This is a genomic window from Erwinia amylovora, from assembly GCF_017161565.1.
GTDB lineage: Bacteria > Pseudomonadota > Gammaproteobacteria > Enterobacterales > Enterobacteriaceae > Erwinia > Erwinia amylovora.
This window is the reverse complement of sequence record NZ_CP066796.1, coordinates 2,813,049-2,837,555: the sequence shown is the minus strand read 5'-3', so window position 1 is coordinate 2,837,555 and position 24,507 is coordinate 2,813,049. Positions and strand designations below refer to the sequence as shown.

The 24,507-nt window shown below is 54.0% G+C and carries 16 protein-coding genes, 2 tRNA genes, 3 rRNA genes and 1 pseudogene; 14 read left to right on the top strand and 8 right to left on the bottom strand.

The features are described from left to right. Positions 1 to 13: 13 nt before the first annotated feature. From dnaE to JGC47_RS18040, 6 genes and pseudogenes are all read left to right on the top strand, one after another. Positions 14 to 3,496: a DNA polymerase III subunit alpha gene (gene dnaE / locus JGC47_RS13030; protein WP_004159436.1), complete on the top strand. Its 3,483-nt coding sequence runs from the start codon at positions 14 to 16 to the stop codon at positions 3,494 to 3,496. A gap of 12 nt (positions 3,497 to 3,508) precedes the next feature. Further along, positions 3,509 to 4,468 carry an acetyl-CoA carboxylase carboxyl transferase subunit alpha gene (gene accA, locus JGC47_RS13025; protein WP_004159433.1) on the top strand — a complete coding sequence of 320 codons (960 nt, stop codon included), beginning with the start codon at positions 3,509 to 3,511 and terminating at the stop codon, positions 4,466 to 4,468. Positions 4,469 to 4,653: 185 nt separating this feature from the next. Continuing rightward, the gene (locus tag JGC47_RS13020) at positions 4,654 to 6,828 is read left to right on the top strand and encodes a lysine decarboxylase LdcC (protein WP_004159429.1); all 2,175 of its coding nucleotides are present in this window, start codon (positions 4,654 to 4,656) and stop codon (positions 6,826 to 6,828) included. A 28-nt stretch (positions 6,829 to 6,856) separates the two neighbouring features. Beyond that, positions 6,857 to 7,252, top strand: coding sequence for a VOC family protein (locus tag JGC47_RS13015; protein WP_004159428.1), 396 nt, complete (start codon positions 6,857 to 6,859; stop codon positions 7,250 to 7,252). 55 nt (positions 7,253 to 7,307) lie between these two features. Then, positions 7,308 to 8,609: a tRNA lysidine(34) synthetase TilS gene (gene tilS / locus JGC47_RS13010; protein WP_004159427.1), complete on the top strand. Its 1,302-nt coding sequence runs from the start codon at positions 7,308 to 7,310 to the stop codon at positions 8,607 to 8,609. A gap of 21 nt (positions 8,610 to 8,630) precedes the next feature. Continuing rightward, a pseudogene (locus JGC47_RS18040) lies at positions 8,631 to 8,937 on the top strand (c-type cytochrome); the annotation flags it as partial. An 87-nt stretch (positions 8,938 to 9,024) separates the two neighbouring features. Here the strand turns inward: JGC47_RS18040 and rof are convergent. Then, on the bottom strand, positions 9,025 to 9,288 hold the full coding sequence (rof, locus tag JGC47_RS13000; RefSeq protein WP_004159420.1) for a Rho-binding antiterminator: 264 nt from the start codon (positions 9,286 to 9,288) through the stop codon (positions 9,025 to 9,027). A gap of 300 nt (positions 9,289 to 9,588) precedes the next feature. Between rof and JGC47_RS12990 the strand changes: the two genes are divergently transcribed. Together JGC47_RS12990 and arfB are read left to right on the top strand one after the other, a co-directional pair. Beyond that, positions 9,589 to 10,143 (top strand): YaeQ family protein, encoded by a 555-nt coding sequence (locus tag JGC47_RS12990; RefSeq protein ID WP_004159419.1) that lies wholly within the window; start codon positions 9,589 to 9,591, stop codon positions 10,141 to 10,143. Then, positions 10,140 to 10,556 (top strand): alternative ribosome rescue aminoacyl-tRNA hydrolase ArfB, encoded by a 417-nt coding sequence (arfB, locus tag JGC47_RS12985; protein ID WP_004159418.1) that lies wholly within the window; start codon positions 10,140 to 10,142, stop codon positions 10,554 to 10,556. Before JGC47_RS12990 ends, arfB begins: the two co-directional genes overlap by 4 nt. Positions 10,557 to 10,707: 151 nt before the next feature. Here the strand turns inward: arfB and JGC47_RS12980 are convergent, their stop codons facing one another. The 7 genes from JGC47_RS12980 to metN form a co-directional block, all read right to left on the bottom strand. Next, positions 10,708 to 11,730, bottom strand: coding sequence for a hypothetical protein (locus JGC47_RS12980; protein WP_004159416.1), 1,023 nt, complete (start codon positions 11,728 to 11,730; stop codon positions 10,708 to 10,710). 382 nt (positions 11,731 to 12,112) lie between these two features. Beyond that, positions 12,113 to 13,831, bottom strand: coding sequence for a proline--tRNA ligase (gene proS / locus JGC47_RS12975; protein ID WP_004159413.1), 1,719 nt, complete (start codon positions 13,829 to 13,831; stop codon positions 12,113 to 12,115). Positions 13,832 to 13,923: 92 nt separating this feature from the next. Beyond that, positions 13,924 to 14,631, bottom strand: coding sequence for a tRNA (N6-threonylcarbamoyladenosine(37)-N6)-methyltransferase TrmO (tsaA, locus tag JGC47_RS12970; RefSeq protein WP_004159411.1), 708 nt, complete (start codon positions 14,629 to 14,631; stop codon positions 13,924 to 13,926). Then, the gene (rcsF, locus tag JGC47_RS12965) at positions 14,628 to 15,032 is read right to left on the bottom strand and encodes an Rcs stress response system protein RcsF (protein WP_004159409.1); all 405 of its coding nucleotides are present in this window, start codon (positions 15,030 to 15,032) and stop codon (positions 14,628 to 14,630) included. The genes tsaA and rcsF overlap by 4 nt, the downstream gene beginning before the upstream one ends. Before the next feature lie 134 nt (positions 15,033 to 15,166). Further along, the gene (locus tag JGC47_RS12960) at positions 15,167 to 15,982 is read right to left on the bottom strand and encodes a MetQ/NlpA family lipoprotein (protein WP_004159403.1); all 816 of its coding nucleotides are present in this window, start codon (positions 15,980 to 15,982) and stop codon (positions 15,167 to 15,169) included. A 37-nt stretch (positions 15,983 to 16,019) separates the two neighbouring features. Further along, positions 16,020 to 16,673 carry a methionine ABC transporter permease MetI gene (locus JGC47_RS12955; protein WP_004159400.1) on the bottom strand — a complete coding sequence of 218 codons (654 nt, stop codon included), beginning with the start codon at positions 16,671 to 16,673 and terminating at the stop codon, positions 16,020 to 16,022. Continuing rightward, positions 16,666 to 17,697, bottom strand: coding sequence for a methionine ABC transporter ATP-binding protein MetN (gene metN / locus JGC47_RS12950; RefSeq protein WP_013035893.1), 1,032 nt, complete (start codon positions 17,695 to 17,697; stop codon positions 16,666 to 16,668). Before metN ends, JGC47_RS12955 begins: the two co-directional genes overlap by 8 nt. Before the next feature lie 189 nt (positions 17,698 to 17,886). Between metN and gmhB the strand changes: the two genes are divergently transcribed. The 6 genes from gmhB to rrf all read left to right on the top strand — a co-directional run bounded on the left by gmhB (position 17,887) and on the right by rrf (position 24,437). Continuing rightward, on the top strand, positions 17,887 to 18,447 hold the full coding sequence (gmhB, locus tag JGC47_RS12945; RefSeq protein WP_004159398.1) for a D-glycero-beta-D-manno-heptose 1,7-bisphosphate 7-phosphatase: 561 nt from the start codon (positions 17,887 to 17,889) through the stop codon (positions 18,445 to 18,447). Between the two features lie 411 nt (positions 18,448 to 18,858). After that, positions 18,859 to 20,398: ribosomal RNA gene (locus JGC47_RS12940) — 16S ribosomal RNA — on the top strand. 72 nt (positions 20,399 to 20,470) lie between these two features. Beyond that, positions 20,471 to 20,547 (top strand) — tRNA-Ile (locus JGC47_RS12935). Positions 20,548 to 20,699: 152 nt separating this feature from the next. Continuing rightward, a tRNA-Ala gene (locus JGC47_RS12930) sits at positions 20,700 to 20,775 on the top strand. Positions 20,776 to 21,119: 344 nt separating this feature from the next. After that, positions 21,120 to 24,112 (top strand): 23S ribosomal RNA (locus tag JGC47_RS12925). A gap of 209 nt (positions 24,113 to 24,321) precedes the next feature. After that, positions 24,322 to 24,437 (top strand): 5S ribosomal RNA (gene rrf / locus JGC47_RS12920). The 16S, 23S and 5S rRNA genes sit together here with 2 tRNA genes alongside, the layout of an rRNA operon. The last annotated feature ends 70 nt before the right edge of the window (positions 24,438 to 24,507 follow it).

Sequence of the window (24,507 nt, the reverse complement as noted above, 5' to 3'; positions counted from 1 at the left end):
AACAGGAACACTGATGGCCGAACCTCGTTTTATTCATTTACGCGTCCACAGCGACTACTCGATGATCGATGGACTGGCGAAAACGAGTCCGTTAGTGAAATACGCGGCAAGCATAGGTATGCCGGCCATCGGCATCACGGATTTTACCAACCTGTGCGGGCTGGTGAAGTTTTACGGCACGGCCCACGGTCAGGGCATGAAGCCGATTATCGGCGCCGATTTCAACGTCAGCAGTGAAGCAATGGGCGATGAGCTGACGCAAATCACCGTATTAGCCGCCGATAATGAGGGTTATCAAAACCTGACGCTGCTGATTTCACGCGCCTACCAGCGGGGCTACGGGCCAGCGGGACCGACCATCGATCGTGACTGGCTGGCTGAACACCAGCAGGGCCTGATCCTGCTCTCCGGCGGTCGTCGTGGCGATGTCGGTAAAATGCTGTTGCGCGGTAACCACACGCAGGTCCGCGAGTGCCTGAGTTTCTATCAGCAACATTTTCCCGATCGCTACTATCTTGAGCTGATCCGCACCGGGCGGCCTGATGAAGAAGCGTACCTGCACGCGGCAGTAGAGCTGGCGGTAGCGCAGGGGGTTCCCGTCGTCGCCACCAACGAAGTCTGTTTTCTTGCCGAGTCGGACTTTGATGCCCATGAGATCCGCGTAGCGATCCATGACGGTTTCACCCTGGACGACCCCAAGCGCCCGCGTCATTACAGTCCGCAGCAGTATCTGCGCAGCGAGGAGGAGATGTGCGAGCTGTTCTCAGACATTCCTGAAGCGCTGGAAAACAGTGTGGAAATCGCCCGTCGCTGTAACGTCACCATCCGTCTTGGCGAATATTTCCTGCCACAGTTCCCGACCGGAGAGATGACCACGGAAGATTTCCTTGTGGTCGAATCGAAAAAGGGCCTCGAAGAGCGTCTGGAATTCCTGTTCCCGGATGAAAAGGTGCGTGCCGAACGCCGTGCTGATTATGACCAACGTCTGGATATCGAGCTGAACGTTATCAATCAGATGGGCTTCCCCGGCTACTTCCTGATCGTGATGGAGTTCATCCAGTGGTCCAAGGATAACGATGTTCCGGTCGGGCCGGGTCGTGGTTCGGGGGCGGGTTCGCTGGTGGCCTATGCGCTGAAGATCACCGACCTCGATCCGCTGGCGTTTGACCTGCTGTTTGAACGTTTCCTTAACCCGGAACGTGTTTCGATGCCCGATTTTGACGTCGACTTCTGCATGGAAAAGCGCGACTTGGTGATTGAACACGTTGCGGAGATGTACGGCCGTCAGGCGGTATCACAGATCATCACCTTCGGCACCATGGCGGCGAAGGCGGTTATCCGTGACGTCGGGCGCGTGCTGGGCCATCCTTATGGCTTTGTTGACCGCATCTCCAAGCTGGTGCCGCCCGATCCAGGCATGACGCTGGAAAAAGCCTTTGCTGCCGAACCGCAGCTGCCGGAAATTTATGAGGCCGATGAAGAGGTTAAGGCGCTGATTGATATGGCGCGCAAGCTGGAAGGCGTGACGCGTAATGCCGGTAAACATGCCGGGGGCGTGGTGATCGCGCCGACGCAAATTACCGATTTTGCCCCCCTGTACTGTGATGAAAACGGCGACCACCCGGTCACTCAGTTTGATAAAAATGATGTGGAATATGCCGGGCTGGTGAAGTTTGACTTCCTCGGTCTGCGCACGCTAACCATTATCGACTGGGCGCTGGCAATGATTAACGCCAAACGGGCTAAGAGCGGAGAAGCGCCGATTGATATCGCTGCGATTCCGCTTGAAGATAAAAAAAGTTTCGATATGCTGCAACGCTCGGAGACCACGGCGGTATTCCAGCTTGAATCGCGCGGCATGAAGGATTTGATTAAGCGCCTGAAGCCCGACTGCTTCGAGGATATGATCGCGCTGGTGGCCCTGTTCCGTCCGGGGCCGTTACAGTCCGGCATGGTGGATAACTTTATCGACCGTAAGCACGGGCGCGAAGAGATTTCCTACCCGGATATTCAGTGGCAGCATGAGTCGCTTAAGCCGGTGCTGGAGCCGACCTACGGCATCATCCTGTATCAGGAACAGGTGATGCAGATAGCCCAGGTACTGGCCGGTTACAGCCTGGGCGGGGCGGATATGCTGCGCCGTGCGATGGGTAAAAAAAACCCGGTCGAAATGGCCAGGCAGCGAGGCGGCTTCGAAGACGGGGCGAAAGCGCGCGGCATAGACGGCGAACTGGCGATCAAAATTTTCGATCTGGTGGAGAAATTCGCCGGGTACGGCTTTAACAAATCGCACTCCGCCGCCTATGCGCTGGTTTCCTATCAAACGCTGTGGCTGAAAGCGCACTACCCCGCGGAGTTTATGGCGGCGGTGATGACGGCCGATATGGACAACACCGAAAAGGTGGTTGGCCTGGTGGATGAGTGCTTACGCATGGGGCTGAAAGTTCTGCCGCCGGACATTAATTCTGGCCTGTATCAGTTCCATGTGAATGACGAGGGCGAAATTGTCTACGGTATTGGCGCGATAAAAGGCGTTGGCGAAGGGCCGATCGAAGCGATTATCGAGGCGCGTAACGAAGGCGGTTATTTCCGCGAGTTATTCGACCTCTGCGCACGTACCGATACCAAAAAGATGAACCGCCGGATGCTGGAAAAATTGATTATGTCCGGCGCGTTTGACCGTTTAGGTCCGCACCGTGCTGCATTGATGAGCGCGCTGCCGGATGCGTTAAAAGCCGCCGACCAGCACGCTAAGGCCGAGGCGATTGGCCAGGTCGATATGTTTGGCGTGCTGGCAGAAGCCCCGGAGCAGGTGGAGCAGTCCTATTCCGACGTCAAGCCGTGGCCGGAACAGATTCAGCTGGACGGCGAAAGGGAAACTCTGGGGCTTTATCTGACCGGCCACCCGATCAACCAGTATCTGAAAGAAATTGAGCGCTATGTCGGTGGACAGCGCCTGAAAGACATGCACCCGACCGAGCGTGGTAAAATGACCACTGCGGCCGGTCTGGTGGTGGCGGCCCGCGTGATGGTAACAAAACGCGGTAACCGTATTGGCATCTGCACGCTGGATGACCGTTCTGGTCGCCTGGAAGTGATGTTATTTACAGATGCGCTAGACAAGTTCCAGCATATGCTGGAGAAAGACCGTATTCTGATCGTCAGTGGGCAGGTCAGCTTCGATGACTTCAATGGCGGGCTTAAAATGATGGCCCGCGATATGATGGACATCGATGAAGCACGCGAAAAATATGCGCGTGGGCTTGCTATCTCGCTGACGGACAGGCAAATTGATGACCAGCTTTTAAACCGTCTCCGTCAATCCCTTGAACCTTATCGTTCGGGGACAATTCCGGTACATCTCTACTATCAGAGAGAGGATGCGCGGGCAAAGTTGCGCTTTGGTGCAACCTGGCGCGTGTCGCCGAGCGATCGTTTATTGAACGATCTGCGGTCGTTGATAGGATCGGAGCAGGTGGAACTGGAGTTTGACTAAAACAGGATTATTATGAGTCTTAATTACCTGGATTTCGAACAGCCAATCGCAGAGCTTGAAGCGAAAATTGATTCGCTCAAATCGGTTGGCCGTCAGGATGAAAAACTGGATATTAATCTGGATGAAGAAGTTCAGCGTCTGCGCGATAAAAGCGTGGAGCTGACGCGCAAAATCTTCTCCGATTTAGGTGCCTGGCAGATTGCACAGTTGGCGCGTCATCCGCTGCGCCCGTATACGCTGGACTATGTGCGCAACGTGTTCACGGATTTCGACGAGCTGGCGGGCGACCGTGCCTATGCCGATGATAAAGCTATCGTTGGCGGCATCGCGCGTCTGGAAGACCGTCCGGTGATGATCATCGGGCACCAGAAAGGGCGCGAAACCAAAGAGAAAATCCGGCGTAACTTCGGTATGCCCGCGCCGGAAGGCTACCGCAAAGCGCTGCGCCTGATGGAGATGGCCGAACGCTTTAATATGCCGATCATCACCTTTATTGACACGCCGGGTGCCTATCCGGGCGTGGGGGCAGAGGAACGCGGCCAGTCGGAAGCGATCGCCCGCAATCTGCGCGAGATGTCCGGCCTGAAAGTTCCGGTTATCTGTACCGTCATTGGTGAGGGCGGTTCCGGTGGCGCGCTGGCGATTGGCGTGGGTGACAAGGTCAATATGTTGCAGTACAGCACCTACTCAGTGATTTCACCGGAAGGCTGCGCCTCTATTCTGTGGAAAAGTGCGGATAAAGCGCCGCTGGCCGCCGAGGCGATGGGCATTATCGCACCGCGTCTGAAAGAGCTGAAGCTGATTGATAGCGTGATCCCGGAGCCGCTGGGTGGGGCGCATCGCGATCCGCTGGCGATTGGCGCGTCGATGAAAGCACAGCTGCTGGCCGATCTGGCCGATCTGGATACGCTGACCAAAGAAGAGCTGTTGGACCGTCGCTATCAGCGCCTGATGAGCTACGGATACGCCTGACAGCTGATTCTGCATTATTAAGGGCCGGACAGTGAACTGAACCGCAAATGTTGGACTGCAATCTGACATTTTCCGGTACAGTTTCCTGTCTGGCCCTTTTTGTTTCTGTGTCCCTGCCGCCGGGCCAGGCTTAATTTGCTGCCAGACGCCGCGTGTGGATCAGGCAAAACGATTTGGAGAATGTCATGAATATTATTGCCATCATGGGCCCGCATCGCGTCTTCTACAAAGATGAGCCTGTCCGTGAGCTGGATGTCGCATTAACACGACAGGGGTTCCACACCGTCTATCCGCAGGGTGCCGGAGATTTGCTGAAGCTTGTAGAGCATAATCCGCGAATTTGTGGCGTGGTATTTGACTGGGATGAGTACAGTCTCGATCTCTGTCGTGAGATCAACCAGCTGAATGAATATCTGCCGCTTTACGCGTTTATCAACACCGATTCGACGATGGATGTTGGCGTTAACGAGATGCGCATGGCGATCTGGTTTTTTGAGTATGCGCTTAATGCAGGTGAAGAGATTGCCCAGCGTATCCGCCAATATACCGATGAATACATCGATACCATCACGCCGCCGCTGACCAAAGCGCTGTTCAACTACGTCAAAGAGGGAAAAACAACGTTTTGTACTCCGGGGCATATGGCGGGTACGGCATTTCAGAAAAGCCCGGTGGGCAGCCTGTTCTATGACTTCTTTGGTGCCAATACGCTGAAAGCGGATATTTCGATTTCGGTCAGTGAATTAGGTTCGTTGCTCGACCACACCGGCCCCCATCTTGAGGCGGAAGAGTATATCGCGCGCACCTTTGGCGCGGAGCAAAGCTACATGGTCACCAATGGCACCTCCACCGCCAACAAGATTGTCGGCATGTACGCGGCGGCGGCAGGCAGTACCGTGTTGATAGACCGCAACTGCCATAAATCCCTGACCCATCTGCTGATGATGAGCGACATTATTCCCGTCTGGCTGAAGCCAACGCGCAATGCGCTGGGGATCCTTGGCGGCATTCCGAAGCGAGAATTTAGCAAAGAGAGCATTGCGCTCAAGGTGGCACAAACACCGCGCGCCAGCTGGCCGGTACATGCGGCGATCACTAATTCGACCTATGACGGGCTGTTGTATAACACGCAATACATCAAAGAAACGCTGGAGGTGCCGTCGATCCACTTCGACTCGGCGTGGGTGCCTTACACGAATTTCCACCCGATCTATCAGGGATTGAGCGGCATGAGCGGGGAACGCACGCCGGGTAAGGTGATTTACGAGACGCAGTCGACTCACAAATTGCTGGCCGCGTTCTCTCAGGCTTCGCTGATCCACATCAAAGGTGACTACGATGAACAAACCTTCAATGAAGCCTATATGATGCATACCACCACTTCGCCTAACTACGCCATCGTCGCCTCTATCGAAACGGCGGCGGCGATGCTGCGCGGTAACTCTGGCAAACGACTGATTAACCGTTCGGTAGAGCGCGCGCTGCATTTCCGCCGTGAAGTACAGCGGCTGCGTGAAGAGTCAGACGGCTGGTTCTTCGATATCTGGCAGCCGGACGGGGTTGATGAGCCGGAATGTTGGGCGATCCAGCCCGGTGATGAGCAGTGGCATGGTTTCCGTGATGCCGATGCCGATCATATGTATCTGGATCCGATCAAAGTGACCATCCTGACGCCCGGCATGAGCGAGATGGGTGAGATGGCGGAAGAGGGCATTCCGGCAGCGTTGGTAGCCAAATTCCTTGACGAACGTGGCGTGGTGGTGGAAAAGACCGGGCCGTATAATCTGCTGTTTTTGTTCAGTATTGGCATCGATAAAACCAAAGCAATGAGCGTACTGCGCGGACTGACCGAGTTTAAACGCGCTTACGATCTCAATCTGCGGGTAAAAAACATGCTGCCGGATCTGTACGCACAGGATCCTGACTTATATCGTAATATGCGCATTCAGACTCTGGCTCACGGCATCCACAACCTGATCCGCCAACACGATCTGCCACGCCTGATGCTACAAGCTTTCGCCACGCTGCCGGAAATGAAGTTGACGCCGCATCAGATGTTTCAGCAGCAGGTAAAGGGCAACGTGGAAACCGTCGATATCAGCCAGCTGGTCGGGCGCGTGTCGGCCAACATGATCTTGCCTTATCCCCCCGGCGTGCCGCTGGTGATGCCGGGGGAAATGATCACTGAAGAAAGTCGCCCGGTGCTCGATTTCTTACTGATGCTGTGTACCATCGGCAGACATTATCCCGGCTTTGAAACCGATATTCACGGTGCGAAACTGACCGAAGAGGGGCAGTATCTGGTGCGGGTGCTGACTCACGATGGCGAAGTGCGGGCTGCCGGAAATGCGGGGGTTTAACCTCGTCGGGTATCAATCAGGAGCTAACATGTCAGCTTTGGCGTTAAAAAAAGTACATCATATTGCGATTATTGCCCGTGACTATCAGGTCAGTAAGGCGTTTTACTGCGATATCCTCGGCTTCAGCCTGGTGGGCGAAACGTATCGGGCGGAGCGCGACTCATGGAAAGGAGATCTGGCGCTGAACGGTGATTACACCCTCGAACTGTTTTCGTTTCCCGCGCCGCCGGCACGCGTGGATCAGCCGGAAGCGTGCGGTTTGCGCCATCTGGCGTTCAGCGTCGATGATATCGATGCTGCCATGCGTCATCTGGAAAAGCACGGCATTGGTTGTGAAGCGCTACGCGGCGATCCGTTGACCGGCAAGCTTTTTACCTTCTTTAACGATCCGGATGGTTTGCCGTTAGAGCTGTATCAGGCATAAAATAATGCCCGGTTAAACCCGGCCCGTCTGCCGGGTTCTTTATGTCAGGAGCGCCATGTCTGCCATTTCCCATCTTGAACATGCTCTTGCAACGGAGCGCGCCGTGCTGCTGGCCTACAGCGGTGGCCTCGACTCCAGCGTACTGTTGCATCAACTGGTGCAGCTGCGAGAGCAGCGCCCGCAGCTGCAACTGCGCGCCGTGCATATCCATCATGGGCTTAGCCCGCTGGCTGACGGCTGGGTGGCGCACTGCCAGCAGCAGTGCGATCGGTGGCGGGTGCCGCTGGTGGTCGTCCGGGTTCAGGTCGATGCACGGGAAGGTGGGATTGAGGCGGCAGCGCGTCAGGCGCGTTACCAGGCGCTGCGTCAGCAGCTTGCCGCTGGAGAAACCTTGCTGACCGCGCAGCATCTGGACGATCAGAGCGAAACGCTGCTGCTGGCGTTAAAACGCGGCAGCGGCCCCGCTGGCCTGGCAGCGATGCCGCAGCAACAGCTTCTGGGGGATCATCGCCATCTGCGCCCGTTACTGGCGCAGAGTCGTCAGCAGCTGGAGAGCTGGGCGCAACGCTACCAGATCGGCTGGATTGAGGATGACAGCAATCTGGACCCGCGCTATGACCGCAACTTTCTGCGTTTGCAGGTCATGCCGTTGCTTAACCAGCGCTGGCCCCATTTTGCCAGTGCGGTGGCGCGCAGCGCGCAGCTGTGCGGAGAGCAGGAACGCCTGCTGGATGAGCTGCTGGCCGAATCACTTGATGCGTTAGTGGATGAGTCTGGCGCGTTATGCTTCACACCACTGCTGACGATGAGTGATGCCCGGCGTTCTGCGCTGCTACGGCGCTGGATAGCCCGCCAGCACGGCAGCATGCCATCACGCGCTGCGCTGCAACGCATATGGCTGGAGGTTGCCTGCAGCCGTGCGGACGCAGAGCCATGCCTCAGAATGGGCAGCCGTGAAGTCCGGCGGTTCCGCGATCGTCTCTACTGGCTACCGCAGCGGCTGCCACTGGGGGCGAGCCAGCTGGCATGGCCCGCGCCGTGGCAGCCGCTGACGCTGCCAGACGGGCTGGGGCAGCTACGTCAGAGTTCACAGGGGATCGCGCTGCGTTATCCGCAGCCGACAGACAGCGTCAACGTGCGTTTCCGGGCTACGGGGGCTTTTCATATCATTGGTCGGGCCGGTAGCCGATCGATGAAAAAGCTGTGGCAGGAGCACGGCATTCCGCCGTGGCAACGTGAACGCATCCCGTTAATTTTTTATGGCGATCGATTGATTGCCGCGCTGGGGGTATTTGTTACCCGCGACGGCAGCGTGCAACAGGGCGCTAAGGAGTGGCATATTGACTGGTGTCGTTAAACTCACCCGTGGAGCAAAACGATGACATACCGTGTGATGGCAATGCTGCTGCGCAGTAGCAGCCGTCCGCCCCTTGCAGGCGGCAACGGCCGCGCCGGACAGGATAAATCAGAACGCTATGCTGCATGCCATCGCGCAGAGGGTAAAGTTGCCGCGCCTGTTTACCACGATGTTGCCGGGCAGCATGCCCCTTATCAGGTTCAGGCATGACGGGCTCACAAGAGCGGCGCGCGCAGCGGTGGACAGGCCGAGGTGATGAGGGCCTTGGTTGCCGGGTTGAGTAACGAAATATTGGCGATTAGCGGCTTACCAGGCGGGGTCAGAACCTGAGCAAAGGGGGAGAATTGAACCTTGCGAGGCGCGCGGGAAAAACTGGGCAGCGGGCGGATCGACGATCCACCCGCTGGCTGCGAGGCTAATCAGGATCGCTGACTATCACCGTTCCGAGTTCGGGGTGGCTAAAGCTGAATATATGGTCAAGGCGCAGATGCTGGCATGCGCCCGAAACCTGAATACTGAGGTATTCCACGTTTTTACGTGACACGATGTCTTCTGCCCGCGCCTGCAACTGCTCGCCATTTTTCAATGCCAACGTCAGCACCCATTTGTTCTGGCAGGCGAGCTCCAGATTGTCATAATCATCACAGTTGATCGGTGTGTACACTTCATTCGTCAACATAGTTGCTCACCTTTAAAATTGTGGCAGCAAACGCCGCCTGTTCCCTGACAGAAGAGTGTAGCTTTAATTGCTACCTCTTCGAGTGCTTTCATGCGTCAGACAAGTTCCCCGGCTCGCCACTGCCTTGCCCGGCTGCCGTCCGGCGAATCATTTTTCATACTTTTGCATTTGCACCTCCTCGAGAGATCGCTCTGGCGATAATCCGACTATAGCACAGCCCTTTTGGGCAATTCAGCCCGTTATCGGGTGATTTACGGCGTCTTAAGGGTACAATGGCGGGCAACTCAGAAAAGGATCCTTATGGCACTGAAAGCAACGATTTATAAAGCCACGGTTAATGTCGCGGATATGGACCGTAACGTATTTATTGACAATACCCTGACTCTGGCGCGTCACCCTTCTGAAACCGCAGAACGAATGATGCTGCGCCTGCTGGCCTGGATGGTGCATGCCAATGAACGCCTGGCCTTCACGCGTGGGCTAAGCGCTGAAGATGAGCCTGAAGTCTGGCAGCTCAACGACCACAACGGTATCGATGTCTGGATAGAACTCGGTCTGCCGGATGAGCGCAGGATTAAAAAAGCCTGTAGCCGTTCACAGCACGTCTGGCTGTATGCATATAACGGGCGGGCAGCTCAACCGTGGTGGCAGCAGCAGCAGAATAAACTGGCGCAGTACGATAATCTGACGGTGCGTTATTTGCACGATCGGCAGCTTAACGCTTTGGCCCAGCTGGCTTCACGATCGATGACCCTGCAGGCGACCATCCAGGACGCTACCGTCTGGCTTTCCGATGACAATCATCACCTGGAAATTCAATTCGAGCAGTGGCAGGAAGGCGGGAAAAACAGGTGATAGTATTGCCATGCGGGATCGTTATTCCTGCTGCCGAAATTGAGCTCTCTGCTATCCGCGCGCAGGGAGCCGGTGGTCAACATGTCAATAAAAGCTCGACCGCTATTCATCTGCGCTTTGATATTCGTGCCTCCAGCCTGCCGGATTTTTACCAGCAGCGGATGCTGGCGGTCAGCCACCATTTAATTACCCCGGAAGGGATGGTGATTATTAAAGCGCAGGAGTACCGTAGCCAGGAGATGAATCGTGATGCCGCGTTGAAACGTCTGGAGAATCTGATTATCGAACTTACCGCAGTGGAGAAAAGCCGTCGGGCAACGCGTCCGACGCTGGCGTCGAAAAAACGCCGTCTGGAAGGCAAGGCGCGTAAGGCGTCGACCAAATCACTGCGCGGCAAAGTGCGTGGCGATTGAATCAGTGACCGCTGTTCATCCGATAACGATAAAGTCCCGGCGGTGAGGCCGGGACTTTATCGTGAGTGGTCGCTATCAGGGGGCCGTGAGTTTTAAGTGATTAAGCACGACAGGCTGACTCACTCTTTCCCACCCCCTGAGGCTGATGAGGTCAGGAGAATAAGTGCATATGCATATAGAAGTGCAAAATATAATAAGTGGCATAGGAAATGCCCATATACAGCCCCAGCGTAAACAAGAAGCCGAAAGTATTACAGGTTGCGGTGGCGCAAAGTGGCTTTTTACGCGGAATAAACAAGATAGCGACCAGCGGGATAATAAACAGGAAATGTCCGATGAAGTCGATCATGCCAAAAGGAATAACGGCCACCGTCACAAAGAAGCCCATGACGCCTATCCCGGCATAACCTGCCGCCCTGCCGCTATAAATATGCCATGCGCAGCAGAACTCAACAAACCCACTGGCGCGGATGAAGAACGACCAGTCCAGTCCCATGGTCAGATAGTTGTGTTCGGTCAACAGCTGATGAAACAGCTCAGGGTGCATGAACTTCTCTATCGCGCCCCACAGGAAAGAATAAGCAAGAGTAAAGCGAACCAGCTCCAGGGACAGTCCGCGGAAAACCTCCGGCTTTAAGGTCTGCATAATCAGATAGACGCCGGTCCCGATAAACACCAGATAATCCAGCATATGGAATAATCCATACAGCTGGATGGCATAGCCATACAGGAACAGGATGGCTACCCCGGCAATCAGGCTGGTGCGCTGGTGAAACGCGGTTATGGCAATCAGAAAATGAACATAAACCAAACCGGGGTTCTCAATCACCAGCTCCGGGGTCAGGATAATGCTGGGGAAAAATACCGCCAGAGTGAGGAAGAATGCCGAAGTACCATAACGCATAACCTTGGGTACCAGGTCCTCCAGACTGGTCAGGCGCGGCTGCCAGCGGCTAACATCGACCGGTGAGGGGATTTTTCTGTCCAGTACCGAAGTGATGAAAATAACCAGCGTGGATAAGAACAACAGCCCGAGAAATTCCGTGGACTGCATCATTTCCGTCAGAGGCACAGGCTCTTTTGTCGTATCGTAATCTACAAACCATTTTACATGTGCTAAAGCGTCGACTGGCATAAAAAGTGCCAAAAGACTAATTCCAGTGAAGCGTTTCATTGTTCTCTCAATTTGACTAATTTGGGGAGTAGCAGCCAGGAATTAAAAGGTTAATTTGATCCATGTCGCTAATTTGGGTGTTTCTGATTGCGGGCCAGTATATTGAACGGAAGGGAGTATGTTTGCGGATTTTAATGAGTTCAAAGAACAATAAGGAATTTTAATACCTTATATTTTGGTATTATGGATTAATAGCGAGATAATCGTCTGATGTGTCGATCCTCTTACGTGATGAAGTCTGAGGTAGCAGATGCAGGATTAACAGAAAGGGGCGCGGCAGTCGTCAGGCTTCGCCTGTCAGAGACAAATAAACACCCCGGTCGTTGGCTGACCAACGGCCGGGGTGATTTCAGTAACAGATTCCCATTGCCAGCTGCAGAAATTATTGAGCCAGTTCTTCTACCAGAAAATCGATGATTTCGTTAGTTTTGATCATGCGTTTCTCTCCGGCGCGGCGTGATTTGTACTCAACCTCTTCGCTGTCAAGATGACGTTCGCCAACCACGATAGTATGGGGAACGCCAATCAGCTCCATATCAGCGAACATCACGCCCGGACGCTCCTTGCGGTCATCCAGAATAACGTCAATACCTTTAGCACGAAGCTGGTGGTACAGCGCCTCCGCCAGTTCTTTAACGCGGAACGATTTCTGCATGTTCATCGGCAAAATAGCCACCTGGAAAGGTGCCAGCGCCGGGGACCAGATAATGCCGCGTTCGTCGTGATTCTGCTCTATCGCAGCGGCAACGATACGGGTGATACCGATACCGTAGCAGCCCATGGTCAAAATCTGGTTACGCCCATCTTCACCCTGCACCGATGCTTTCATCGCTTCAGAGTATTTGGTGCCAAGCTGGAAAATATGGCCGACTTCAATACCGCGTTTGATCTGAAGCGTGCCTTTACCATCCGGGCTGGCATCGCCCTCAACCACGTTACGAATATCCGCAATGCGTGGCAGTGGCAGATCGCGCTCCCAGTTAATACCGCTAAAATGCTGGCCATCAATGTTGGCTCCGGCGCTGAAGTCACTCATTGCCGCCACGGTACGGTCAGCCACAATTGGCATGTTCAGGCCAACGGGTCCGAGTGAACCCGGGCCAGCATTAACCTGTGCGCGGATCTCTTCTTCGCTGGCGAAGGTCAGCGGAGCGGCAACGATATCGATCTTCTCAGCTTTGATTTCGTTCAGTTCGTGGTCGCCACGCACCAGCAGCGCAACCAGCGTATGGCCACTCTCTTTGGTCGCCTTAACCATCAGGGTTTTTACGGTTTTTTCAACAGGCAGATTGAACTGCTCAACCAGATCGGCGATGGTTTTAGCCTCTGGCGTCGCGAACTGTACCCGTTGCTGCGTGGCAGCAGCACGGCCACCGGCCGGCGGCAGAGCCTCGGCCATCTCGATATTGGCCGCATAGTCCGACTCGCTCGAGAACACGATATCATCTTCACCACTTTGAGCCAGTACCTGGAATTCGTGAGACGCGTTGCCACCGATTGAGCCGGTATCCGCCTGCACGGCACGGAAGTCCAGCCCCATGCGGCTGAAGCTTTGGCTGTAGGCACGGTGCATGGCGTCGTAGGTTTCCTGCAGGGATCCCTGACTGGTGTGGAATGAGTAAGCGTCTTTCATGATGAACTCACGCGAGCGCATCACTCCGAAACGTGGGCGTACCTCATCGCGGAATTTTGTCTGGATCTGGAACAGATTCAACGGCAGCTGCTTATATGAACTCAGCTCATTACGGATCAAATCAGTAATCACTTCTTCATGCGTTGGGCCAAGCACAAACGGACGGTCGCTACGGTCAACCAGGCGCAGCAGTTCCGGGCCATACTGCTCCCAACGTCCACTCTCCTGCCACAGATCTGCTGGCTGCACCACCGGCATGGAAATTTCAATGGCGCCGGCATTGTTCATCTCTTCGCGCACGATGTTTTCAACTTTTTTCAACACGCGTAGACCAGTTGGCAGCCATGTGTACAGGCCAGATGCCAGTTTGCGGATCATCCCGGCGCGCAGCATCAGCTGATGGCTGATCACTTCAGCGTCGGCAGGGGTCTCCTTCAGAGTGGAGAGCAGATATTGAGTAGTACGCATGAGTTAAGATTCCATATAAACGGAAAAAGAGCCAAAAAACGTGGACGCTAGTGTAGCAGCGTGTTCGTGGAGTCAAAAGATGCCGGGAGAAATTAACTCAGGTCCAGGGAAATAACTTCGTTGCCTGCAGGCGTGACGCGCCAACGCACATTGAATTCCAGCAGCGATGCGGCGTACTCGCGGCCGGTTTCTGCGCCCTGGCGATAAGCGGGGCGAGGATCCTGCGCCAGAGTCTGAGTAATAAAACGCTCAAGATGCGGATAGCGCTGCTGATGTTGCGCCAGCTGAAGCCTTGCCTCTGTGCTGAAACTGACCGGCATATCAGCAGCGGGAGCCTGCCGGGCAAAGCCTGAATGGGCTTCTGGCAGCGCTTCGGCAAAGGGCAGATAAGGTTTGATATCGATAACCGGCGTGCCATCCACCAGGTCGAGGCTGCCTAATTGCAGAACGACCTGCTGCTTTTCGCAGCGAATGCCTTTCAGCTCAACCAGCGACATCCCCAACGGGTTAGGGCGGAAGGTAGAGCGAGTAGCGAAAACGCCCATGCGCGTATTGCCACCTAAACGCGGTGGACGGACGGTAGGCCGCCAGCCGCCAGCCATCGTCTGATGGAAGACAAACAGCAGCCACAGGTGGCTGAAATCTTCCAGGCCTCTTACCGCCTCCGGGTGATTATATGGGGCATGCAGATGGAGTTCGCCGCCGCCGTCTTCGACCAGCCTCGGCTGACGGGGGACGGCAAACTTCTCCTTCCACGGTGAATGGATCACCCCAATCTGTGAAAAGGAGAATTCACTCATGGCTTACTGACTTTGAGCGCCGAACCCTGACATATTGCCTGTCGGAAGCAACCCTGAGCGGCACTGACGATTTCGCACCGGTGTAACAGCACCGCATTGGCTTTCAAGCCTGATGCGCGCAGCTGCATGCGTTTACGTGCGGTAGCAAGGTTAGGCGGCGAGTCTTGGTTGCTGCTCTGGCAATCATCACCATACACTTCGCCGAGATCGCGGAAAGGCATGCTGACCAGATCGGCGGGGTTAGTATACAGTTTTACCGGCGCAGGGCGCGCAGCGGCCTTAGTCTGGGTTGACTCGGTTTGCGCTGACGGTGGAAAAGGCGTTACAGGCTTATAAGGCTGCGTCAGCAACGAACACCCTGTCAGCGTCATTGCTAACAAACAGAGCGGTAAAACACGCATGGGAAAATCCTCATTAAGAAAAGTGGTATTATTGAAGCAAGCCGGAGCGGAAATGACAAGCAGATAGCGTGCAGGTGGGGTCGTACAGCAGGAATAAATCGTAGCGGGCAGCAGCTGCTGCCCGCATTGAGCGGTTACCAGCCTTTTACTGCGCCACCGTTAAATACTTTATTAGCAGCGTCATTGACTTCGTCAGACTGATAAGCCTGAACGAATTTTTTCACGTTTTCTGCGTCTTTATTATCTTCCCGTGCCACGATGAGGTTGACGTAGGGTGAGTTCTTATCTTCAACGAAGATACCGTCTTTCGCCGGAGTCAGATTGATCTGGCTGGCGTAAGTGGTATTAATCACTGCCAGGGCAATCTGCTGATCGTCCAGTGAACGCGGCAACTGCGGGGCCTCTAACTCAACCAGCTTAAGGTTTTTCGGGTTTTCAACCACATCCAGCGAGGTTGGCAGCAGGCCAACGCCATCTTTCAGTTTGATCAAACCGACTTTCTGCAGCAGCAGCAGGGTACGCCCCAGATTGGTGGGATCGTTAGGGATAGCCACCTGGGCACCATTTTGCAGCTGATCCAGCGACTTAATCTTTTTCGAATAACCGGCGATAGGGTAAACGAAGGTATTACCGACAGAAACCAGCTTGTAGCCGCGGTCTTTGATCTGCTGGTCGAGGTAAGGTTTGTGCTGGAAAGCGTTAGCATCGATATCGCCTTTGCTCAACGCTTCATTGGGTAACACATAATCATTGAAGGTTACCAGCTCAACGTCCAGGCCATATTTGTCCTTGGCCACTTTCGCAGCCACTTCAGCCACCTGCTGCTCGCTGCCAACGATGACACCGACTTTAATGTGATTAGGATCTTTGGCTTTCTGATCGCAGCCCACCAGAGCCAGGGTTCCGATTAGCGCACCTACAGCGACAAATGTTTTCAAGTTAAAAGACATATCTCTTCCTTAATATAGAGAGAAATCACGGTTATGGTTATTTGTGGCTGACTGCCCGAACGATGCGATCGCCACCGAGCTGAATCAAATACACCAGAACAACCAGCAGGATCAAAACAGTATTCATCACCGTGGCATTGTAACCGATATAGCCATACTGATAGCCAATCTGGCCCAAACCGCCAGCCCCGACGGCACCGCCCATTGCAGAATAGCCAACCAGGGTGATTAAAGTAATAGTAGCGGCATTCACCAGCCCCGGTAGCGCTTCCGGCAACAAAACCTTGCGGATAATCTGTAGTGGGGTTGCTCCCATCGCGCGGGAAGCCTCAATCAGGCCGGCTGGCAGTTCAAGCAGGGCATTTTCGACCATACGCGCAATGAAGGGTGCGGCACCAACCGTAAGTGGCACAATCGCCGCCTGTAGCCCAATTGATGTGCCAACAATTACCCGGGTAAACGGGATCATCCATACCAGCAAAATGATAAAAGGAATAGAACGGAAGATATTCACTGCGGCTGACAGCACGCGGTACAGTTTGGCATTGGCAATAATTTGTCCCGGACGGGTAACATAGAGGAGCACGCCGACCGGCAGGCCGAGAACGAAGCCAAAAAAACCGGAGACAAAGGTCATCATCAGGGTTTCCCAAACGCCGCGACCCAGTAACCACATCATTGCCTCAGACATAACCCAGTACCTCTACCTTTACATGATGCTGTTGCAAAAACGCGATGGCAGCTTGAATATCTGCCGCTTCACCGTGGATTTCGGCCAGCATAATGCCAAACTTCACGCCTCCGGCATAATCCATCTGCGCGCTAATAATGTTGTTATTGACGTTGAAACGACGGGCCGACTCCGAGAGTAAAGGGGCATCGACTGACTTACCGGTGAACTCCAGGCGTAATAATGGCACCTTAGACGTGATGTTTTCAGAAGACAGCCGTTGCTGATAGTCTTCAGGAATATCCAGATGCAGGGTCGACTGAATAAACTGCTGTGCCAAGGGCGTTTTCGGATGAGAGAAAACTTCACTGACGGTATCCTGCTCAATCAGCTGACCATTACTGATAACGGCAACGCAGTCACAAATGCGCTTCACCACATCCATCTCATGCGTGATCAACAGGATGGTAATACCCAGCCGGCGATTGATGTCTTTCAACAGTTCGAGGATAGAACGGGTGGTGGCCGGATCCAGAGCGCTGGTCGCTTCATCGCATAACAGCACTTTAGGATTGCTGGCCAGCGCACGGGCAATCGCCACGCGCTGCTTCTGACCACCTGAGAGGTTAGCAGGCCAGGAGTCGTATTTATCTGCCAGACCGACTAAATCAAGCAGCTCGGTCACACGAGTTTTAATCTCGCCTTTGGTCAAATTGCCCAACTCCAGCGGCAACGCGACGTTTCCGGCAACGGTGCGTGAATTCAGTAAATTAAAATGTTGGAAAATCATCCCTATCTGACGGCGCGCCAGCGTCAGCTGGGCTTCTGAAAGGGTAGTCAGATCCTGATTATCAACCAGAACCTGACCAGAAGTGGGGCGCTCAAGCAGATTGACGCAGCGGATCAGGGTACTTTTACCTGCGCCAGATGCACCAATCACGCCATAAATTTGCCCGGCGGGCACCTGCAAGCTGACATGCGCTAATGCTGTGATAGTGCGCGAGCCTTGCTGGAAAACTTTGGTAATATTTAAAAGTTTAATCATTGATTTATTTATTATCGTGATGGGAATGAGCTGTGGCGTCGATGATAAACGCATCCCGCAACTGTCGGGACTAAGTGGATGGTAAGGCATCCAGACGTCTAAATCAATCGAAGTGATGTAAACGGTCTTTCTCTCTTTTCAGGCAATCATGCGATACTCTACGGCAAATTTTATAGCAGGAGTTTCGACGTGGCTGATAAGGTCCCCGCAATTTTTCTCGATCGTGATGGCACAATAAATGTCGATCACGGTTATGTCTTTGAAATCGACAACTTTGAGTTTATTGATGGCGTCATTGACGCGATGCGTGAGCTGAAGCAGATGGGCTTCGCACTGGTATTGGTCACCAACCAGTCTGGCATTGCACGCGGGATGTTTAGCGAAGAACAGTTTATGCAGTTGACCGAGTGGATGGACTGGTCGCTGGCGGATCGCGATGTCGACCTGGACGGCATCTATTTCTGCCCGCATCATCCTGAAGCGGTTGTAGAGGCGTTGCGTCAGTCTTGTGACTGCCGTAAACCACAGCCGGGTATGCTGCTTACCGCACAGCAGGAATTGCACATCGATATGTCCGCTTCTTATATGGTGGGCGATAAGATAGAAGATATGCAGGCAGCAGTAGCAGCGGGTATCGGTAAGAAGGTGCTGGTGGGCAGCGGCAAACCGCTCACACCAGAAAGCGAAAATGCCGCCGACTGGGTGCTTGATAGCCTTAAAGATCTCCCCGCACGCATCAGACAGGGCTAAAAAGCAGCATTTTGCATAAAATGTCAGCGGGCGAAAAAAACTTTATGTTTACACTTGCGTTCCCGCGAACCATCCCTATAATGCGCCTCCACTGACACGGAACAACGGCTTACCGGCCGGCGTGTTGAGAGGTTCAGAAAGTTCTGAACCGCCGGGAAAAACTTCTGTAAAAGAGGTTGACTCCGGAGGAGGAAAGCGTAATATACGCCACCTCGCGACAGGATGCCAAGGCACTGTGCGCACCGCTCTTTAACAATTTATCAGACAATCTGTGTGGGCACTCGCAGGATTGATATCAGACGCCTCCGGGCGTCAAAAAAATATCAAGTCTTAAGAGTGAACACATAATGAAATTCATTATGACGTTTTACGATTGAGCATCGCTGGACTGGTTTCAGCAAATCGAACTTTTAATTGAAGAGTTTGATCATGGCTCAGATTGAACGCTGGCGGCAGGCCTAACACATGCAAGTCGAACGGTAGCACAGAGAGCTTGCTCTTGGGTGACGAGTGGCGGACGGGTGAGTAATGTCTGGGAAACTGCCCGATGGAGGGGGATAACTACTGGAAACGGTAGCTAATACCGCATAACGTCTACGGACCAAAGTGGGGGACCTTCGGGCCTCACACCATCGGATGTGCCCAGATGGGATTAGCTGGTAGGTGAGGTAACGGCTCACCTAGGCGACGATCCCTAGCTGGTCTGAGAGGATGACCAGCCACACTGGAACTGAGACACGGTCCAGACTCCTACGGGAGGCAGCAGTGGGGAATATTGCACAATGGGCGCAAGCCTGATGCAGCCATGCCGCGTGTATGAAGAAGGCCTTCGGGTTGTAAAGTACTTTCAGCGGGGAGGAAGGGGAAGAGGTTAATAACCTTTTCCATTGACGTTACCCGCAGAAGAAGCACCGGCTAACTCCGTGCCAGCAGCCGCGGTAATACGGAGGGTGCAAGCGTTAATCGGAATTACTGGGCGTAAAGCGCACGCAGGCGGTCTGTCAAGTCGGATGTGAAATCCCCGGGCTTAACCTGGGAACTGCATTCGAAACTGGCAGGCTAGAGTCTCGTAGAGGGGGGTAGAATTCCAGGTGTAGCGGTGAAATGCGTAGAGATCTGGAGGAATACCGGTGGCGAAGGCGGCCCCCTGGACGAAGACTGACGCTCAGGTGCGAAAGCGTGGGGAGCAAACAGGATTAGATACCCTGGTAGTCCACGCCGTAAACGATGTCGACTTGGAGGCTGTTCCCCTGAGGAGTGGCTTCCGGAGCTAACGCGTTAAGTCGACCGCCTGGGGAGTACGGCCGCAAGGTTAAAACTCAAATGAATTGACGGGGGCCCGCACAAGCGGTGGAGCATGTGGTTTAATTCGATGCAACGCGAAGAACCTTACCTGGCCTTGACATCCACGGAATTCTGCAGAGATGCGGAAGTGCCTTCGGGAACCGTGAGACAGGTGCTGCATGGCTGTCGTCAGCTCGTGTTGTGAAATGTTGGGTTAAGTCCCGCAACGAGCGCAACCCTTATCCTTTGTTGCCAGCGATTCGGTCGGGAACTCAAAGGAGACTGCCGGTGATAAACCGGAGGAAGGTGGGGATGACGTCAAGTCATCATGGCCCTTACGGCCAGGGCTACACACGTGCTACAATGGCGCATACAAAGAGAAGCGACCTCGCGAGAGCAAGCGGACCTCATAAAGTGCGTCGTAGTCCGGATCGGAGTCTGCAACTCGACTCCGTGAAGTCGGAATCGCTAGTAATCGTAGATCAGAATGCTACGGTGAATACGTTCCCGGGCCTTGTACACACCGCCCGTCACACCATGGGAGTGGGTTGCAAAAGAAGTAGGTAGCTTAACCTTCGGGAGGGCGCTTACCACTTTGTGATTCATGACTGGGGTGAAGTCGTAACAAGGTAACCGTAGGGGAACCTGCGGTTGGATCACCTCCTTACCTGAAGATACCTTCCGGCGCAGTGTCCACACAGATTGTCTGATAAAAAGTAACGAGCAGAAAAACCTCTACAGGCTTGTAGCTCAGGTGGTTAGAGCGCACCCCTGATAAGGGTGAGGTCGGTGGTTCAAGTCCACTCAGGCCTACCAAATTTCTTCTCATGCTGCGATATGCACTCGGTCGTTTACTGTAGTAAACTTCCCTCCCGCATGCCTTGCCTGAAAAGAAATTACATTATTTCTTAAAGAAGAATAATGTGACTCCTTCCGAGTGGTAGACAAAGGTTTCTGTAAGACCGTATGGGGCTATAGCTCAGCTGGGAGAGCGCCTGCCTTGCACGCAGGAGGTCAGCGGTTCGATCCCGCTTAGCTCCACCATATGGTTTTTCTTCATTCAATACTTCAGAGCGTACTGTTTAACAGTATGCTGCGAAGTATTATGCTCTTTAACAATCCGGAACAAGCTGAAAATTGAAACGACATGTCGTGTTCATTCTCCGTAATCAGAATGAAGCCACGATATGTTCGAGTCTCTCAAATACTTGCACCCGAAAGGGTCTCTTACTCAGGTTGAGTAATGAGCGAGCTAAGTGAAGGCAAGGCGTCAGCGCGCAGCAACGCGGAGTGGACTTGAGTCCATGAGCATTGCGAGCACTGCATAACGCCGCCGTCACGACGCGCAGCCATTACGTGAACCGGAGAGGGACGCTTGTGGGTTGTGAGGTTAAGCGACTAAGCGTACACGGTGGATGCCCAGGCAGTCAGAGGCGATGAAGGGCGTGCTAATCTGCGATAAGCGTCGGTAAGGTGATATGAACCGCAACAACCGACGATACCCGAATGGGGAAACCCAGTGCAATCCGTTGCACTATCATGTCATGAATACATAGTGGCATGAGGCGAACCGGGGGAACTGAAACATCTAAGTACCCCGAGGAAAAGAAATCAACCGAGATTCCCCCAGTAGCGGCGAGCGAACGGGGAACAGCCCAGAACCTGAATCAGTTTGTGCCTTAGTGGAAGCGTCTGGAAAGTCGCGCAGTAAAGGGTGACAGCCCCGTACACAAAAAGGCACTTGCTGTGAGTTCGATGAGTAGGGCGGGACACGTGACATCCTGTCTGAATATGGGGGGACCATCCTCCAAGGCTAAATACTCCTGACTGACCGATAGTGAACCAGTACCGTGAGGGAAAGGCGAAAAGAACCCCGGCGAGGGGAGTGAAACAGAACCTGAAACCGTGTACGTACAAGCAGTGGGAGCACCTTCGTGGTGTGACTGCGTACCTTTTGTATAATGGGTCAGCGACTTATATTCTGTAGCAAGGTTAACCGTATAGGGGAGCCGCAGGGAAACCGAGTCTTAACTGGGCGTTAAGTTGCAGGGTATAGACCCGAAACCCGGTGATCTAGCCATGGGCAGGTTGAAGGTTGGGTAACACTAACTGGAGGACCGAACCGACTAATGTTGAAAAATTAGCGGATGACCTGTGGCTGGGGGTGAAAGGCCAATCAAACCGGGAGATAGCTGGTTCTCCCCGAAAGCTATTTAGGTAGCGCCTCGTGAATTCATCTCCGGGGGTAGAGCACTGTTTCGGCTAGGGGGCCATCCCGGCTTACCAACCCGATGCAAACTGCGAATACCGGAGAATGTTATCACGGGAGACACACGGCGGGTGCTAACGTCCGTCGTGAAGAGGGAAACAACCCAGACCGCCAGCTAAGGTCCCAAAGTCATGGTTAAGTGGGAAACGATGTGGGAAGGCACAGACAGCCAGGATGTTGGCTTAGAAGCAGCCATCATTTAAAGAAAGCGTAATAGCTCACTGGTCGAGTCGGCCTGCGCGGAAGATGTAACGGGGCTAAACCATGCACCGAAGCTGCGGCAGCGGACGTATCACCCAAGCAGATTCACTGAAGTGGATAACGATTGACGGAGCGCAGCGACGTCAATGCGCCATCAAAGTCGAGTCGACTTCGGGATACGTCCGTTGGGTAGGGGAGCGTTCTGTAAGCCGTCGAAGGTGTGCTGTGAGGCATGCTGGAGGTATCAGAAGTGCGAATGCTGACATAAGTAACGATAAAGCGGGTGAAAAGCCCGCTCGCCGGAAGACCAAGGGTTCCTGTCCAACGTTAATCGGGGCAGGGTGAGTCGACCCCTAAGGCGAGGCCGAAAGGCGTAGTCGATGGGAAACGGGTTAATATTCCCGTACTGGGTGTTACTGCGAAGGGGGGACGGAGAAGGCTATGTTAGCCGGGCGACGGTTGTCCCGGTTTAAGCGTGCAGGCTTGAGTTCCAGGCAAATCCGGAACTCTTTAAGGCTGAGGCGTGATGACGAGGCACCACGGTGCTGAAGTAACAAATGCCCTGCTTCCAGGAAAAGCCTCTAAGCATCAGGTAACATCCAATCGTACCCCAAACCGACACAGGTGGTCAGGTAGAGAATACCAAGGCGCTTGAGAGAACTCGGGTGAAGGAACTAGGCAAAATGGTGCCGTAACTTCGGGAGAAGGCACGCTGGCGCGTAGGTGAAGCGACTTGCTCGTGGAGCTGAAGCCAGTCGAAGATACCAGCTGGCTGCAACTGTTTATTAAAAACACAGCACTGTGCAAACACGAAAGTGGACGTATACGGTGTGACGCCTGCCCGGTGCCGGAAGGTTAATTGATGGGGTTATCCGTAAGGAGAAGCTCTTGATCGAAGCCCCGGTAAACGGCGGCCGTAACTATAACGGTCCTAAGGTAGCGAAATTCCTTGTCGGGTAAGTTCCGACCTGCACGAATGGCGTAATGATGGCCAGGCTGTCTCCACCCGAGACTCAGTGAAATTGAACTCGCTGTGAAGATGCAGTGTACCCGCGGCAAGACGGAAAGACCCCGTGAACCTTTACTACAGCTTGACACTGAACATTGAGCCTTGATGTGTAGGATAGGTGGGAGGCTTTGAAGCGTGGACGCCAGTCTGCGTGGAGCCAACCTTGAAATACCACCCTTTAACGTTTGATGTTCTAACCTGGCGCCGTAATCCGGCGTGGGGACAGTGTCTGGTGGGTAGTTTGACTGGGGCGGTCTCCTCCCAAAGAGTAACGGAGGAGCACGAAGGTCAGCTAATCACGGTCGGACATCGTGAGGTTAGTGCAATGGCATAAGCTGGCTTGACTGCGAGAGTGACGGCTCGAGCAGGTGCGAAAGCAGGTCATAGTGATCCGGTGGTTCTGAATGGAAGGGCCATCGCTCAACGGATAAAAGGTACTCCGGGGATAACAGGCTGATACCGCCCAAGAGTTCATATCGACGGCGGTGTTTGGCACCTCGATGTCGGCTCATCACATCCTGGGGCTGAAGTAGGTCCCAAGGGTACGGCTGTTCGCCGTTTAAAGTGGTACGCGAGCTGGGTTTAGAACGTCGTGAGACAGTTCGGTCCCTATCTGCCGTGGGCGCTGGAAGATTGAGAGGGGTTGCTCCTAGTACGAGAGGACCGGAGTGAACGCACCGCTGGTGTTCGGGTTGTCATGCCAATGGCATTGCCCGGTAGCTAAGTGCGGAAAAGATAAGCGCTGAAAGCATCTAAGCGCGAAACTTGCCTCGAGATGAATCTTCCCTGACTCCTTGAGAGTCCTGAAGGGACGTTGAAGACGACGACGTTGATAGGCCGGGTGTGTAAGCGCAGCGATGCGTTGAGCTAACCGGTACTAATGACCCGTGAGGCTTAACCTTACAACGCCAGAAGCGTTCTGGGTTGTGTTGAGAGACGAAAAACGATATTCAGCTTGTTCACCGGAATTAAGTCCGAAGGATTTTGCGCTGAGGCAAGGCGGCAACCGAGACGGCACGAAGAAGCATACATCAGTATGTGACTGATGTGTCGCCAGGGCGGCCAACGCAGCATCAGCACAAAAGACACAGGACAGAGCACAAAGAATTTGCCTGGCGGCTTTAGCGCGGTGGTCCCACCTGACCCCATGCCGAACTCAGAAGTGAAACGCCGTAGCGCCGATGGTAGTGTGGGGTCTCCCCATGCGAGAGTAGGGAACTGCCAGGCATCAAACAAAGCAAAAGGCCATCCTGCGGGATGGCCTTTTTGCGTTCTGAAGGATCTGTTTGAAGACTCA